This is a genomic window from Streptomyces sp. NPDC020192 (assembly GCF_044388685.1).
Classification (GTDB): Bacteria; Actinomycetota; Actinomycetes; order Streptomycetales; family Streptomycetaceae; genus Streptomyces.
In genome coordinates this window covers 262,480-276,377 of record NZ_JBIRXG010000013.1, presented here as the reverse complement: position 1 = coordinate 276,377, position 13,898 = coordinate 262,480, and the positions used below count along the sequence as shown (strand labels likewise).

Here is a 13,898-nt window from a genome sequence, read left to right as displayed (position 1 = left end):
TCGTCGTGCTCCGAGGAGACGACCAGCTGCTTGATGTTGAGGATCAGGTCGGTGACGTCCTCCTTGACGCCCGGCACGGTGGTGAACTCGTGCAGCACGCCGTCGATCCGGATCGACGTGACAGCCGCACCCGGGATCGAGGAGAGGAGGGTACGGCGGAGGGAGTTGCCGAGGGTGTAGCCGAAGCCCGGCTCCAGCGGCTCGATCACGAACCGGGAGCGGAACTCGTCGACGACCTCTTCGGTCAACGAGGGTCGCTGAGCGATCAGCATGTGTGGATCAGATCCTTCTTTCGTGGACGCCCGCTATTTGACGTCCGACGGAAACCGCACCCCTGAAAAGTGCGGGTATTGCAAGGGTACGGGCGATACGGCCCTTACGGAGCCGTACCGCCCGAATCCTGAGCCAGACGAAGGCCGTGCGTCAGACGCGGCGGCGCTTCGGCGGACGGCAGCCGTTGTGCGGGGTCGGGGTGACGTCCTGGATGGAGCCGACCTCGAGGCCCGTGGCCTGCAGGGAGCGGATCGCGGTCTCACGACCGGAACCCGGGCCCTTCACGAACACGTCGACCTTGCGCATGCCGTGCTCCTGGGCGCGGCGGGCAGCCGACTCGGCGGCCATCTGCGCGGCGAACGGCGTGGACTTCCGGGAGCCCTTGAAGCCGACGTGGCCGGCGGAGGCCCAGGAGATCACGTTGCCGGACGGGTCCGTGATCGAGACGATCGTGTTGTTGAACGTGCTCTTGATGTGCGCGTGGCCGTGAGCGACGTTCTTCTTTTCCTTGCGGCGCACCTTCTTGGCAGCGCCCTGACGACCCTTGGGGGGCATCTATAACTCCTACGGGAGGTGGTCGGTCCTACAGCGAAGACCGCTGGACGGCGAGTCCGCTGCGGACTACTTCTTGCCCGGCTTCTTCTTACCGGCGATGGCGCGACGCGGGCCCTTGCGGGTGCGGGCGTTGGTGCTGGTGCGCTGACCGCGGACGGGCAGACCGCGACGGTGACGGAGACCCTGGTAGCAGCCGATCTCGACCTTGCGGCGGATGTCGGCCTGGATCTCGCGACGGAGGTCACCCTCGGTCTTGATGTTGTTGTCGACGTACTCGCGGATCGCGACCAGCTGCTCTTCGGTCAGGTCACGGACGCGAGTGTTCGGGTCGATGCCGGTCTCGGCCAGCGTCTGCTGGGAGAGGGTCCGGCCGATGCCGAACACGTAGGTGAGGGCGACCTCCACGCGCTTTTCGCGCGGGATGTCAACACCGGAAACGCGTGCCATTCAATGGCTCCTGGTGATCGTCGGAGGTCTTCCACAAAACCGGTTCCCGGCCGCCGTATCAGGTACGAACCGGGTCCCCGGCCTCCGAGCCGGGGGTGTCGAGCCATGACGTGCGGCTCGGGTTCTGCGTATGAACATATTCAGCTCGCGTCGCGCGAATCTCTGCGATAGAGGTGCAGAGGGTGATGGTCGTGCGTCAGCCCTGGCGCTGCTTGTGGCGCGGGTTCTCGCAGATGACCATGACCCGGCCGTGACGGCGGATCACCCTGCACTTGTCGCAGATCTTCTTGACGCTCGGCTTGACCTTCATGGGATTGAGGTTCTCCGGGTCAGTGCCACCACCCCGCCGGGGCGGGATGCGGGCAAGATCTACTTGTAGCGGTAGACGATCCGGCCACGCGTCAGGTCGTACGGAGACAGCTCCACCACGACCCGGTCGTCAGGGAGGATGCGGATGTAGTGCATGCGCATCTTGCCGCTGATGTGTGCCAGGACCTGGTGGCCGTTCTGGAGCTCGACCTTGAACATGGCGTTCGGAAGAGACTCGACGACAGTGCCCTCGATCTCGATGGCACCTTGCTTCTTGGCCACGCTTCGCCCTTCGAATCGACTACCTTGGTCGGCCTTCGTGGCAGTCTCACGCTTGAAGGCATGAGGATGCACGAGAGCCGACGAGTCAGTCTACGTCGGCGTCCTGGGAAAGGCGAATCGAGAAAGTCTGCCCCATGCGGGAGATCACTAAGCGAGCGGATCGGGGGCGGCCGTGATCCCGTACTCCGCCAGCTTCGCCCTGCCGCCGTCCGGGGCGGTGAGGACCAGAGGGCCCTCCGCCGTGAGGGCGACCGAGTGCTCCCAGTGCGAGGACCACGTGCCATCCGTCGTGATGACCGTCCAGTCGTCCGACAGGACCTCGGTGCGCGGGGTGCCGAGGGAGACCATCGGCTCGATCGCGAGGCAGAAGCCGGGGACCAGCTTGGGACCCTTGCCGCGGCGGCGGTCGACGTAGTTCAGCAGATGCGGGTCCATGTGCATCTCGGTGCCGATGCCGTGGCCGCCGTAGTCCTCGATGATCCCGTACTTGCCGCCGCCCGGCTTCGGCTGGCGGCGGATGTACGTCTCGATGGCCTTGGAGACGTCCACCAGGCGGTTGCCCTGCTTCATGGCCGCGATGCCGGCCCACATCGACTCTTCCGTCACCCGGGACAGCTCGATCAGCTCCGGAGCGTGACCGGAGCCCACGAAGGCCGTGTAGGCCGCGTCACCGTGCCAGCCGTCGACGACCGCGCCGCAGTCGATGGAGATGATGTCGCCGTCCTTCAGGACGACGTCGTCGGAGGGGATGCCGTGGACGACCACGTCGTTGACCGACGTGCAGATCGTCGCGGGGAAACCGCCGTACCCCAGGAAGTTCGACTTCGCGCCGTGCTCGGCGAGGACCTTGCGGGCGACCTCGTCCAGGTCCCGGGTGCTCGCGCCGGGGACCGCGGCCTCGCGGGTGGTGTCGTGGATGGCGGCCACGACCAGACCCGCCGCACGCATCTTGGCGATCTGCTCGGGGGTCTTGATCTGCACCATGGGGGCCTGCGCTCTCCGTCACTCACGTCGACTGGGTGTTACCTGTACAACAGTACGGCCGCGGCACCCGGGTCGGGCACCGCGGCCGGAAAGGCCTGAGCCGTAAGACTACTGCTCGGCCTTCTCGCGCTTCAGGGCCCCCAGGGCCCGCTGCGTGATCTCGGCGACGGGGCCCAGGGAGGAGATCGTCACGACCAGGCCCTGCGCCTTGTAGTAGTCGATGATCGGCTCGGTCTGCGTGTGGTAGACCTCCAGCCGCGTGCGAACGGTCTCCTCGCGGTCGTCCTCGCGCTGGTACAGCTCACCGCCGCAGACGTCGCAGACGCCCTCCTTCTTCGGCGGGCTGTACGTCACATGGAAGACGTGCGAGGAGTCGTTGCGGCAGATGCGCCGGCCGGCGATCCGCTTCACGACCTCGTCCTCCGGGACCTCCAGGTCCAGGACGGCGTCCAGCGTGATGCTCTCGGTCTGCAGGAGCTCGTCGAGCGCCTCGGCCTGCTGCACGTTGCGCGGGAAGCCGTCGAGCAGGAAGCCCTTCTCCGCGTCCGGCTGCTCCATGCGGTCCTTGGCCATGGCGATGGTGACCGAGTCCGGCACCAGCTCGCCCTTGTCCATGTAGGACTGCGCGAGCTTGCCCAGCTCCGTCCCCTGGCTGATGTTGGCCCGGAACAGGTCGCCCGTGGAGATGTGCGGGATGGACAGCTTCTCGGCGAGACGGACGGCTTGCGTTCCCTTACCGGCACCCGGCGGCCCGACGAGGACGATACGCATCAGCGGAGGAACCCTTCGTAATTGCGCTGCTGGAGCTGGCTCTCGATCTGCTTCACCGTCTCGAGGCCGACACCCACGATGATCAGGATGCTGGTCCCGCCGAAGGGGAAGTTCTGGCTTGCCCCGAAGCCGACCAACGCCATTGTCGGTACGAGAGCGATCAGACCCAGATACAGCGAACCCGGCCAGGTGATCCGGTTGAGCACGTAGCTCAGGTACTCAGCGGTCGGTCGGCCAGCCCGGATGCCCGGGATGAAGCCACCATACTTCTTCATGTTGTCGGCTACTTCCTCGGGGTTGAAGGAGATAGCCACGTAGAAGAACGCGAAGAAAACGATGAGCAAGAAGTACGAAGTGATGTAAATCGGGTGGTCGCCCTTGGTCAGGTTCTGGCTGACCCAGGTCTTCCAGCCCGAGTTGCCCCCCGCGAACTGCGCCACGAGTGCCGGGATGTAGAGCAGCGAGGAGGCGAAGATGACGGGAATCACACCCGCCTGGTTCACCTTGAGCGGGATGTACGTGGACGTACCACCGTAGGAACGACGGCCGATCATGCGCTTCGCGTACTGCACCGGGATGCGGCGCTGGGCCTGCTCGACGAAGACGACGAGCGCGACCATGACCAGGCCGATCAGGATGACCGTGCCGAACTCGATCCAGCCGCCGGCCAGGGTGCCCTGCTTCTTGATCGCCCACAGCGCGGACGGGAAGGTTGCGGCGATCGAGATGAACATCAGGATCGACATGCCGTTGCCGATGCCGCGGTCGGTGATCAGCTCACCGAGCCACATCACGACACAGGTGCCGGCGGTCATGCAGACGACCATGGTGATCGTGGTGAAGATCGCCTGGTCCGGGACGATGCTGCCCGCGACCGAGCAGCCGTTGAACAGCGCGCCGCTGCGGGCGGTGGCGACCAGGCCGGTGCCCTGCAGGATGGCGAGCGCCACGGTCAGGTACCGGGTGTACTGCGTGATCTTCGTCGTGCCGGCCTGGCCCTCCTTCTTCAGGGCCTCCAGGCGCGGGATGACCACGGTCAGCAGCTGAAGAATGATGCTGGCCGTGATGTACGGCATGATGCCGAGCGCGAAGACCGTGATCTGGAGCAGCGCACCACCACTGAACATGTTCACGAGGCCGAACAGGCCCTGGTTGGCCCCCGCCTCGCTCACACACTGCTGGACGGCCTTGTAGTTGACGCCGGGGATCGGGATGTGGGTACCGACGCGGTAGACCACGATGATGGCCAGCGTGAAGAGCAGCTTCTTGCGCAGGTCGGGCGTCTTGAACGCCCGGGCGAACGCGGTGAGCACGGTGCCTCCTGCGACCCCCGCGCAACAGCGTCAAGGGTGACGGTCTTGAGGTTCGACGACTACGAAAAAAGAACAGTGCAGGCCACCTTACCGGCGACACTGCCTCCCTTGGAACGACCGACCGGGGATACCTCATTGTGAGGTACCCCCGGTCGGGTTCGTTTACGTCCTCAAGCTCAGACGAGCTCGGTGACCGTACCGCCGGCGGCGGTGATCTTCTCCTTGGCGGAGCCGGAGACGGCGTCCACCGTCACCTGCAGCGCCACGGAGACCTCGCCCTGGCCGAGGACCTTGACGAGGCTGTTCTTGCGAACGGCACCCTTGGCCACCAGACCCTCGACGGTGACCTCGCCACCCTCGGGGTAGAGCGCGGCCAGCTTGTCGAGGTTCACGACCTGGTACTCGGTCTTGAACGGGTTCTTGAAGCCCTTCAGCTTCGGGAGGCGCATGTGCAGCGGCATCTGGCCACCCTCGAAGCGCTCCGGAACCTGGTAGCGGGCCTTGGTGCCCTTGGTACCACGACCGGCCGTCTTACCCTTCGACGCCTCACCACGACCGACACGGGTCTTGGCGGTCTTGGCGCCCGGGGCGGGACGGAGGTTGTGGATCTTCAGCGGGTTCTGCTCCGCCATGATCAGTCGACCTCCTCGACCGTCACGAGGTGACGGACATGGCGAACCATGCCGCGGAACTCGGGGCGGTCCTCCTTGACGACCACGGTGTTGATCCCCTTGAGACCAAGCGACCGCAGGGTGTCACGGTGGTTCTGCTTGCTGCCGATGTAGGACTTGACCTGCGTGATCTTGAGCTGCGCCATGATTACGCACCCGCCCCGGCACGCGCACGGAGAAGAGCCGCGGGAGCGACGTCCTCGAGCGGCAGACCGCGGCGGGCCGCGATCTCCTCGGGACGCTGCAGACCCTTCAGGGCCTCCACGGTCGCGTGCACGATGTTGATCGCGTTGTCGGAGCCGAGCGACTTCGACAGCACGTCGTGGATACCGGCGCACTCGAGCACGGCACGCACCGGGCCACCGGCGATAACACCGGTACCGGGGGACGCGGGCTTGAGCAGCACGACGCCGGCAGCCTTCTCACCCTGGATCGGGTGCGGGATGGTGCCCTGGATACGGGGGACCTTGAAGAAGTGCTTCTTGGCCTCCTCAACGCCCTTGGCGATGGCGGCCGGCACCTCCTTGGCCTTGCCGTAACCGACACCCACGGTGCCGTCACCGTCGCCCACCACGACCAGCGCGGTGAAGCTGAAGCGACGACCACCCTTCACAACCTTGGCGACGCGGTTGATCGCGACGACGCGCTCAACGTACGCGGTCTTCTCGGCGGCAGCAGCGCCGCCGTCACGGCCCTTCCGGTCCCGCCGCTCGCCGCCACCGGCACCGCTTCCGCGGCGCTGGGGTCCAGCCATTGGATTACCTCTCTCTTTCCGCTAGCTACAAGCGGCTCAGAACTTGAGCCCGGCCTCGCGGGCGGCGTCCGCCAGGGCGGCGATGCGCCCGGCGTACTGGTTGCCACCACGGTCGAACACGACGGCCTCGACACCGGCGGCCTTGGCACGCTCGGCGACCAGGGCGCCGACCTGCTTGGCCTGCGCGGACTTGTCGCCCTCGCCACCGCGGACCGACGCGTCCAGGGTGGACGCCGACGCCAGGGTGTGGCCCTTGAGGTCGTCGATCACCTGCGCCACGATGTGGCGGTTGGAGCGGGTCACGACCAGACGGGGACGCTCCGCCGTACCGGAAAGGTTCTTGCGGATCCGGATGTGACGGCGCTTGATCGCGGCGCGCTTGTAGGCGTCGCCCTTGAGGATCTTCTGCCCGTATGCCATGGCTTACTTACCCGCCTTTCCGACCTTGCGGCGGATGACTTCGCCCTCGTACTTGACGCCCTTGGCCTTGTACGGGTCAGGCTTGCGCAGCTTGCGGATGTTGGCCGCAACCTCGCCGACCTTCTGCTTGTCGATGCCCTCGACCGAGAAACGGGTCGGGGTCTCCACCTTGAAGGTGATGCCCTCGGGGGCCTCGACGACGATCGGGTGGCTGTAGCCGAGCGCGAACTCGAGGTTCGAGCCCTTGGCGGTCACTCGGTAACCGACACCGCTGATCTCGAGCTTCTTCACGTAACCCTGGGTCACGCCGGTGATCATGTTCGCCACCAGCGTGCGGGAGAGGCCGTGCAGGGCCTTGCTCTGACGCTCGTCGTTGGGGCGGGTCACCTGCAGGGTGCCGTCCTCGCCCTTGGCGATGTCGATCGGCGCCACGACGGTGTGGGTCAGCGTGCCCTTGGGGCCCTTGACCGCGACCGTACGGCCGTCGATGGTGACGTCCACGCCGGCGGGAACCGCGATGGGGAGCTTGCCGATGCGCGACATAGCTGTTTCCTCCGTTCCCTTCTGCTACCAGACGTAGGCGAGGACTTCCCCACCCACGCCCTTCTTGCCGGCCTGCTTGTCGGTGAGGAGCCCGTGCGACGTGGAGATGATCGCCACGCCCAGGCCGCCGAGCACCTTCGGCAGGTTGGTGGACTTCGCGTACACCCGGAGACCGGGCTTGGAGATCCGCTTGATGCCCGCGATGGAGCGCTCACGGTTCGGGCCGAACTTCAGCTCGAGGGTGAGGTTCTTGCCAACCTCAGCGTCCTCGACGCGCCAGCCCGTGATGAAGCCCTCCTGCTGGAGGATCTCCGCGATGTGCGACTTGATCTTGGACGCCGGCATCGTCACGCTGTCGTGGTATGCCGAGTTCGCGTTCCGCAGACGCGTAAGCATGTCTGCGATCGGATCAGTCATGGTCATGAATTGGCCTGTGGCCTTTCTCGCCGGGGTTTCCTATATGCGCCATCCCTCTCCTCGTACTTCTGAATGACGAGACGGGTGCGGTGCGGGGACCTACGGCGTAGTAAGTCGTAGGGCGGCAGAGGCCCAACCCTCCCAGCCTACGGCATGGAGGGTGGGGCCTCTTACCGGCCCAGTTGCTTACCGAGAGGTCCAGGAATCCCTGAAGTGGGGATTACCAGGAGCTCTTGGTCACGCCCGGCAGCTCGCCACGGTGAGCCATCTCACGAAGGCACACGCGGCAGAGGCCGAACTTGCGGTACACGGAGTGCGGGCGGCCACAACGCTGGCAGCGGGTGTAGCCACGCACGCCGAACTTGGGCTTGCGAGCAGCCTTCGCGATCAGAGCCTTCTTCGCCATCTCGCTCACGCCTCCTTGAACGGGAAGCCGAGGTGACGAAGGAGCGCGCGGCCCTCAGCGTCGTTGGTCGCCGTGGTGACCACGGTGATGTCCATACCCCGGACACGGTCGATCTTGTCCTGGTCGATCTCGTGGAACATGACCTGCTCCGTGAGACCGAAGGTGTAGTTGCCACGGCCGTCGAACTGCTTGGGGGACAGGCCGCGGAAGTCGCGGATGCGCGGCAGCGCGAGCGACAGGGTGCGGTCCAGGAACTCCCACATGCGGTCGCCACGGAGCGTGACGTGGGCACCGATCGGCTGGCCCTCACGCAGCTTGAACTGCGCGATGGACTTGCGGGCCTTGGTGACGGCCGGCTTCTGACCGGTGATCGTGGTGAGGTCGCGGATGGCGCCCTCGATCAGCTTGGAGTCGCGGGCGGCGTCGCCCACACCCATGTTGACCACGATCTTGACGAGGCCGGGAACCTGCATGACGTTCTCGTACTTGAACTCGTCACGCAGCTTGCCCGCGATCTCCTCGCGGTACTTCTGCTTCAGACGCGGAGTGGTGGTGGTAGCCATCAGATGTCCTCACCCGTCCGCTTGGCAACGCGGATCTTGTTGCCCTCTTCGTCGAAGCGGTAACCGACACGCGTGACGACCTTGTTGCCGTCCTTCTCCACGACCAGCTGAACGTTGGACACGTGGATCGGGGCCTCGGTGGTCACGATGCCGCCGGCCTGGGAACCGCGAGCGGTCGGGCCGGCCTTGGTGTGCTTCTTGACCCGGTTGACACCCTCGACCAGGACACGGTCCTCGCGGGGGTAGGCCGCGATGACCTTGCCCTGCTTGCCCTTGTCCTTACCGGTGATGACCTGGACCAGGTCGCCCTTCTTGATCTTCATGCTTACAGCACCTCCGGCGCGAGCGAGATGATCTTCATGAACTTCTTCTCGCGCAGCTCACGGCCGACCGGGCCGAAGATGCGGGTGCCGCGAGGGTCGCCGTCGTTCTTCAGAATGACGGCGGCGTTCTCGTCGAAGCGGATGTACGAGCCGTCCGGACGGCGGCGCTCCTTGACGGTGCGAACGATGACCGCCTTGACGACGTCACCCTTCTTCACGTTGCCACCGGGGATCGCGTCCTTGACGGTGGCGACGATGACGTCACCGATGCCCGCGTAGCGGCGACCGGAGCCACCGAGCACACGGATGCAAAGGATCTCCTTCGCACCAGTGTTGTCGGCGACACGCAGTCGCGACTCCTGCTGGATCACGTCTATCTCCTGTTTGTCTGCCGGTTCCCGGCAGGGGCCGCCTCTTCACGAGGGGAGCCCCTGCCGAGCCTGGCGGAACTGACCTGCGGGGTTAGCCCCGCAGGAAATTACTTGGCCTTCTCGAGGATCTCGACGACGCGCCAGCGCTTCGTCGCGGACAGCGGCCGGGTCTCCATCAGGAGGACGCGGTCGCCGACACCCGCGGCGTTCTGCTCGTCGTGCGCCTTGAGCTTGTTCGTACGGCGGATGACCTTGCCGTACAGCGCGTGCTTGACGCGGTCCTCGACAGCGACGACGACGGTCTTGTCCATCTTGTCGCTGACGACGAGACCCTCACGGGTCTTGCGGAAGCTACCGCGCGCCTCAGTGTTCTCAGTCACGTTGCTCTCGCTCATCAGGCGTTCTCCACCGTTTCGATGCCCAGCTCACGCTCGCGCATCAGGGTGTAGATCCGCGCGATGTCCTTGCGGACCGCCTTCAGACGGCCGTGGTTCTCGAGCTGACCCGTCGCCGCCTGGAAGCGGAGGTTGAACAGCTCTTCCTTGGCCTCGCGGAGCTTGCCCAGAAGCTCCTCGTTGCCCAGCTCGCGCAGCTCGGACGCCTTGGTACCGGCCGACATCACGCTTCACCTGCCTCGCGCTTGACGATCCGGCACTTCATCGGCAGCTTGTGGGCCGCACGAGTGAGGGCCTCACGCGCAATCTTCTCGTTGGGGTACGACAGCTCGAACATCACGCGTCCGGGCTTGACGTTGGCGATCCACCACTCCGGAGAACCCTTACCGGAACCCATGCGGGTCTCGGCAGGCTTCTTGGTGAGGGGACGGTCCGGGTAGATGTTGATCCAGACCTTGCCACCACGCTTGATGTGACGCGTCATGGCGATACGAGCGGCCTCGATCTGACGGTTCGTCACGTACGCCGGGGTGAGCGCCTGGATGCCGTACTCGCCGAACGCAACCGTCGTGCCACCCTTGGCAGCGCCGTCGCGCTTGGGGTGGTGCTGCTTGCGGTGCTTGACCCTACGGGGGATCAGCATGTCGGTCAGGCCTCCGTTCCGGTGCTCTCAGCCGGAGCGGCGGGGGCCTCGGCCTTGGGGGCCTCGGCGCCGGCAGCCTGCTGCGGCTTGCGACCGCGCCGCTCGCCACCACGGCCACCACGGGCCGGGCGGTCGGCACCACCACGGGCCGGGCGGTTACCCGCACGGGCCGCAGCGTTCTCGGCGCGGACCTCGGCGATGTTCTTGACGTCGCCCTTGTAGATCCAGACCTTCACACCGATGCGGCCGAAGGTCGTCTTGGCCTCGAAGAAGCCGTAGTCCACGTTCGCGCGGAGCGTGTGCAGGGGCACACGGCCCTCGCGGTAGAACTCCGAGCGGGACATCTCGGCGCCGCCGAGGCGGCCACCGCACTGGATCTTGATGCCCTTGGCGCCGGCCTTCATCGCCGACTGCATGCTCTTGCGCATGGCACGGCGGAAGGAGACGCGGGAGGAGAGCTGCTCGGCAACGGCCTGGGCAACCAGCTGAGCGTCGGTCTCGGGGTTCTTGACCTCGAGGATGTTCAGCTGGACCTGCTTGCCCGTGAGCTTCTCGAGGTCGCCGCGGATGCGGTCGGCCTCGGCGCCACGGCGGCCGATGACGATGCCGGGACGGGCGGTGTGGATGTCCACCCGCACGCGGTCACGGGTGCGCTCGATCTCAACCTTCGAGATACCGGCGCGCTCCATGCCGGACGTCATCATCCGACGGATGGCGACGTCTTCCTTGACGTAGTCCTTGTACAGCTTGTCGGCGTACCACCGGGACTTGAAGTCCGTGGTGACACCGAGCCGGAACCCATGCGGGTTAACCTTCTGGCCCATTACCGGGTTCCTTCCTTGCTGGCGACGACCACGGTGATGTGGCTGGTCCGCTTGCGGATCCGGTAGGCACGGCCCTGGGCACGCGGACGGAACCGCTTCAGGGTCGGGCCCTCGTCGACGTACGCCTCGCTGATGAACAGCGAGGAGGCGTCCGTGTGGTCGTAGTTGTGCGCGGCGTTGGCGATGGCGCTGTCGAGCACCTTGCCGACCGGCACGGAGGCTGCCTGCGGAGCGAATCGCAGAACAGCCTGGGCCTCCGTGGCGTCCATGCCACGGATGAGGTCCACCACACGGCGGGCCTTCATGGGCGTGACGCGGATGTACCGCGCCTGGGCCCTGGCTTCCATGGTTGTCCCTTCAGAGTTACTTACGTGTCTGAATGCGATCCGCTACTAGCGGCGCTTCGACTTCCGGTCTTCCTTGACGTGACCCCGGAAGGTGCGGGTCGGCGAGAACTCGCCGAGCTTGTGGCCGACCATCGACTCGGTGACGAACACCGGGATGTGGGTCTTGCCGTTGTGCACCGCGAGCGTGTGGCCCAGCATGGCCGGGACGATCATCGAGCGGCGGGACCAGGTCTTGATGACGTTCTTGGTGCCGGCTTCGTTCTGGGCGTCCACCTTCTTGATCAGGTGGTCGTCGACGAAGGGCCCCTTCTTCAGGCTACGAGGCATCTCAACCCGTCCTTAGCGCTTCTTGTTCGTCTTGCGGCGGCGGACGATGTACTTGTTCGACGCCTTCTTGGGCGAACGAGTACGGCCTTCCTTCTTGCCCCACGGGGACACAGGGTGGCGACCACCGGAGGTCCGGCCCTCACCACCACCGTGCGGGTGGTCAACCGGGTTCATGACGACACCACGGACGGTCGGGCGAACGCCCAGCCACCGCTTACGGCCGGCCTTACCCCAGTTGATGTTGCTCTGCTCGGCGTTGCCGACCTCGCCGACGGTGGCGCGGCAGCGGACGTCGACGAGACGGATCTCGCCAGACGGCATGCGCAGGTGGGCGTAGGCGCCCTCCTTCGCGAGCAGCTGCACGGAGGCACCGGCGGAGCGGGCGAACTTGGCACCGCCACCGGGACGGAGCTCGATCGCGTGGATCGTGGTACCGACCGGGATGTTGCGGAGGGCCAGGTTGTTGCCCGGCTTGATGTCGGCCCCGGGACCGTTCTCGACGCGGTCACCCTGCTGCAGGTTGCGCGGGGCGAGGATGTAGCGCTTCTCGCCGTCGGCGTAGTGCAGCAGCGCGATGCGCGCGGTGCGGTTGGGGTCGTACTCGATGTGCGCGACCTTCGCCGGCACGCCGTCCTTGTCGTGACGACGGAAGTCGATCACACGGAAGGCGCGCTTGTGTCCGCCACCCTGGTGGCGAACGGTCACACGACCGGCGTTGTTACGGCCGCCCTTGCTGTGCAGGGGACGGACCAGCGACTTCTCCGGCGTGGACCGCGTGACCTCGACGAAGTCGGCGACGCTGGCGCCACGACGGCCCGGCGTAGTCGGCTTGTACTTGCGGATTCCCATTTCTCAGTCCTCGTCCGATATCGGACGATCCGACCCGCTTACGCGGTCGGACCGCCGAAGATGTCGATACGGTCGCCCTCGGCGAGGGTCACGATCGCGCGCTTGCTGCCGGCACGCTGACCGAAACCGGTCTTCGTGCGCTTGCGCTTGCCCTGGCGGTTGATCGTGTTGACCCCGGTGACCTTGACCGAGAAGACCGCCTGGACGGCCTGCTTGATCTGGGTCTTGTTGGCGTTCGGGTCGACGATGAACGTGTACTTGTTCTCGTCGAGGAGCGCGTAGCTCTTCTCGGAGACGACCGGCTTCAGCAGGACGTCACGGGGGTCCGTGTACGACTTGCTCAGCGGGGTCTCGACGGTGTTCTTGCCCTCGGTGGCGTGGCGACGCGCCTTGGCGACGCGCGCGGCCTTGGCGGCCTTGGCGGCCTTCGAGGCAATGCTCGGGTGACGCGTAGCCATCAGGCCTCGCTCCCTTCGGTGTCAGCGGCCTTGGGGCCAGACACGAAGGACTCGAAAGCGGCCTGGGTGAAGACCACGTCGTCCGAGACGAGAACGTCGTACGTGTTCAGCTGGCCCGGCTCCAGGATGTGGACCTGGGGCAGGTTGCGGGCGGACAGCCACGCGGCCTCGTCGGCGCGGTCGACGACCAGGAGCAGGTTCTTGCGCTCCGAGATCTTGCCGAACAGCGACTTGGCGGCCTTGGTGCTGGGGGTCTCGCCCTCGACCACGCCGGAGACGACGTGGATGCGGTTGTGACGCGCCCGGTCGGTGAGGGCACCGCGCAGGGCGGCGGCCTTCATCTTCTTGGGGGTGCGCTGCGAGTAGTCACGCGGCACGGGACCGTGCACGACGCCACCACCGGCGAACTGCGGCGCGCGGGTCGAACCCTGACGGGCGCGACCGGTGCCCTTCTGGCGGTAAGGCTTCTTGCCACCACCACGGACCTCGCCACGGGTCTTCGTCTTGTGCGTGCCCTGACGGGCAGCGGCCAGCTGCGCGACGACGACCTGGTGGATCAGCGGAACGCTGACCTTGGCGTCGAAGATCTCCGCGGGGAGCTCGACGGAACCGGCCTTGTCGCCCGCCGGCGAAAGGATGTCAACAGTGCTCAT

The 13,898-nt window shown here is 66.1% G+C and carries 26 protein-coding genes and 1 pseudogene; all 27 read right to left on the bottom strand.

Annotated elements, in window-relative coordinates:
• Positions 1 to 272, bottom strand: a pseudogene (locus ACH47Z_RS25855) (DNA-directed RNA polymerase subunit alpha); the annotation flags it as partial.
• Positions 273 to 423: 151 nt separating this feature from the next.
• Positions 424 to 828, bottom strand: a complete 405-nt coding sequence (rpsK, locus tag ACH47Z_RS25850) for a 30S ribosomal protein S11 (protein WP_003956432.1) — start codon at positions 826 to 828, stop codon at positions 424 to 426.
• A gap of 66 nt (positions 829 to 894) precedes the next feature.
• On the bottom strand, positions 895 to 1,275 hold the full coding sequence (rpsM, locus tag ACH47Z_RS25845) for a 30S ribosomal protein S13 (RefSeq protein ID WP_031167100.1): 381 nt from the start codon (positions 1,273 to 1,275) through the stop codon (positions 895 to 897).
• Positions 1,276 to 1,471: 196 nt separating this feature from the next.
• Positions 1,472 to 1,585, bottom strand: coding sequence for a 50S ribosomal protein L36 (rpmJ, locus tag ACH47Z_RS25840; RefSeq protein WP_003998809.1), 114 nt, complete (start codon positions 1,583 to 1,585; stop codon positions 1,472 to 1,474).
• 59 nt (positions 1,586 to 1,644) lie between these two features.
• Entirely contained in the window at positions 1,645 to 1,866 is a 222-nt protein-coding gene (gene infA, locus ACH47Z_RS25835) for a translation initiation factor IF-1 (RefSeq protein ID WP_003948620.1), read from the bottom strand.
• A 147-nt stretch (positions 1,867 to 2,013) separates the two neighbouring features.
• On the bottom strand, positions 2,014 to 2,850 hold the full coding sequence (map, locus tag ACH47Z_RS25830) for a type I methionyl aminopeptidase (protein ID WP_399077526.1): 837 nt from the start codon (positions 2,848 to 2,850) through the stop codon (positions 2,014 to 2,016).
• A gap of 108 nt (positions 2,851 to 2,958) precedes the next feature.
• The gene (locus ACH47Z_RS25825; RefSeq protein ID WP_399077524.1) at positions 2,959 to 3,621 is read right to left on the bottom strand and encodes an adenylate kinase; all 663 of its coding nucleotides are present in this window, start codon (positions 3,619 to 3,621) and stop codon (positions 2,959 to 2,961) included.
• Positions 3,621 to 4,934 carry a preprotein translocase subunit SecY gene (gene secY / locus ACH47Z_RS25820; RefSeq protein ID WP_399077522.1) on the bottom strand — a complete coding sequence of 438 codons (1,314 nt, stop codon included), beginning with the start codon at positions 4,932 to 4,934 and terminating at the stop codon, positions 3,621 to 3,623. Before secY ends, ACH47Z_RS25825 begins: the two co-directional genes overlap by 1 nt.
• Positions 4,935 to 5,110: 176 nt before the next feature.
• Positions 5,111 to 5,566, bottom strand: coding sequence for a 50S ribosomal protein L15 (gene rplO / locus ACH47Z_RS25815; protein ID WP_030745257.1), 456 nt, complete (start codon positions 5,564 to 5,566; stop codon positions 5,111 to 5,113).
• Between the two features lie 2 nt (positions 5,567 to 5,568).
• On the bottom strand, positions 5,569 to 5,751 hold the full coding sequence (gene rpmD / locus ACH47Z_RS25810; RefSeq protein ID WP_399077520.1) for a 50S ribosomal protein L30: 183 nt from the start codon (positions 5,749 to 5,751) through the stop codon (positions 5,569 to 5,571).
• A gap of 2 nt (positions 5,752 to 5,753) precedes the next feature.
• A complete protein-coding gene (gene rpsE / locus ACH47Z_RS25805; protein WP_019753099.1) occupies positions 5,754 to 6,359 on the bottom strand; it encodes a 30S ribosomal protein S5 in 606 nt (201 codons plus the stop codon).
• A 36-nt stretch (positions 6,360 to 6,395) separates the two neighbouring features.
• Complete coding sequence (gene rplR, locus ACH47Z_RS25800) at positions 6,396 to 6,779, bottom strand: 50S ribosomal protein L18 (RefSeq protein WP_053661883.1); 384 nt, start codon at positions 6,777 to 6,779, stop codon at positions 6,396 to 6,398.
• 3 nt (positions 6,780 to 6,782) lie between these two features.
• A complete protein-coding gene (rplF, locus tag ACH47Z_RS25795) occupies positions 6,783 to 7,322 on the bottom strand; it encodes a 50S ribosomal protein L6 (protein WP_399077517.1) in 540 nt (179 codons plus the stop codon).
• Between the two features lie 24 nt (positions 7,323 to 7,346).
• A complete protein-coding gene (gene rpsH, locus ACH47Z_RS25790; protein ID WP_116148541.1) occupies positions 7,347 to 7,745 on the bottom strand; it encodes a 30S ribosomal protein S8 in 399 nt (132 codons plus the stop codon).
• A gap of 214 nt (positions 7,746 to 7,959) precedes the next feature.
• Positions 7,960 to 8,145 carry a type Z 30S ribosomal protein S14 gene (locus ACH47Z_RS25785; protein ID WP_003948630.1) on the bottom strand — a complete coding sequence of 62 codons (186 nt, stop codon included), beginning with the start codon at positions 8,143 to 8,145 and terminating at the stop codon, positions 7,960 to 7,962.
• Positions 8,146 to 8,150: 5 nt separating this feature from the next.
• On the bottom strand, positions 8,151 to 8,708 hold the full coding sequence (gene rplE, locus ACH47Z_RS25780) for a 50S ribosomal protein L5 (RefSeq protein ID WP_019753095.1): 558 nt from the start codon (positions 8,706 to 8,708) through the stop codon (positions 8,151 to 8,153).
• Complete coding sequence (rplX, locus tag ACH47Z_RS25775) at positions 8,708 to 9,031, bottom strand: 50S ribosomal protein L24 (protein ID WP_061920721.1); 324 nt, start codon at positions 9,029 to 9,031, stop codon at positions 8,708 to 8,710. Before rplX ends, rplE begins: the two co-directional genes overlap by 1 nt.
• A 2-nt stretch (positions 9,032 to 9,033) precedes the next feature.
• Positions 9,034 to 9,402, bottom strand: coding sequence for a 50S ribosomal protein L14 (gene rplN / locus ACH47Z_RS25770; protein WP_003998823.1), 369 nt, complete (start codon positions 9,400 to 9,402; stop codon positions 9,034 to 9,036).
• Positions 9,403 to 9,509: 107 nt separating this feature from the next.
• On the bottom strand, positions 9,510 to 9,797 hold the full coding sequence (rpsQ, locus tag ACH47Z_RS25765; RefSeq protein WP_189268843.1) for a 30S ribosomal protein S17: 288 nt from the start codon (positions 9,795 to 9,797) through the stop codon (positions 9,510 to 9,512).
• On the bottom strand, positions 9,797 to 10,021 hold the full coding sequence (gene rpmC, locus ACH47Z_RS25760) for a 50S ribosomal protein L29 (RefSeq protein WP_018564811.1): 225 nt from the start codon (positions 10,019 to 10,021) through the stop codon (positions 9,797 to 9,799). Before rpmC ends, rpsQ begins: the two co-directional genes overlap by 1 nt.
• A complete protein-coding gene (rplP, locus tag ACH47Z_RS25755) occupies positions 10,021 to 10,440 on the bottom strand; it encodes a 50S ribosomal protein L16 (protein WP_103837549.1) in 420 nt (139 codons plus the stop codon). Before rplP ends, rpmC begins: the two co-directional genes overlap by 1 nt.
• A gap of 5 nt (positions 10,441 to 10,445) precedes the next feature.
• On the bottom strand, positions 10,446 to 11,264 hold the full coding sequence (gene rpsC / locus ACH47Z_RS25750; protein ID WP_055706471.1) for a 30S ribosomal protein S3: 819 nt from the start codon (positions 11,262 to 11,264) through the stop codon (positions 10,446 to 10,448).
• Positions 11,264 to 11,611, bottom strand: a complete 348-nt coding sequence (gene rplV, locus ACH47Z_RS25745; protein WP_003998827.1) for a 50S ribosomal protein L22 — start codon at positions 11,609 to 11,611, stop codon at positions 11,264 to 11,266. Before rplV ends, rpsC begins: the two co-directional genes overlap by 1 nt.
• Before the next feature lie 45 nt (positions 11,612 to 11,656).
• Positions 11,657 to 11,938: a 30S ribosomal protein S19 gene (gene rpsS / locus ACH47Z_RS25740; protein ID WP_023547380.1), complete on the bottom strand. Its 282-nt coding sequence runs from the start codon at positions 11,936 to 11,938 to the stop codon at positions 11,657 to 11,659.
• 12 nt (positions 11,939 to 11,950) lie between these two features.
• A complete protein-coding gene (gene rplB, locus ACH47Z_RS25735) occupies positions 11,951 to 12,787 on the bottom strand; it encodes a 50S ribosomal protein L2 (RefSeq protein ID WP_399077513.1) in 837 nt (278 codons plus the stop codon).
• Positions 12,788 to 12,825: 38 nt separating this feature from the next.
• The gene (rplW, locus tag ACH47Z_RS25730; RefSeq protein ID WP_145886671.1) at positions 12,826 to 13,245 is read right to left on the bottom strand and encodes a 50S ribosomal protein L23; all 420 of its coding nucleotides are present in this window, start codon (positions 13,243 to 13,245) and stop codon (positions 12,826 to 12,828) included.
• Positions 13,245 to 13,898, bottom strand: coding sequence for a 50S ribosomal protein L4 (gene rplD, locus ACH47Z_RS25725; protein ID WP_399077510.1), 654 nt, complete (start codon positions 13,896 to 13,898; stop codon positions 13,245 to 13,247). Before rplD ends, rplW begins: the two co-directional genes overlap by 1 nt.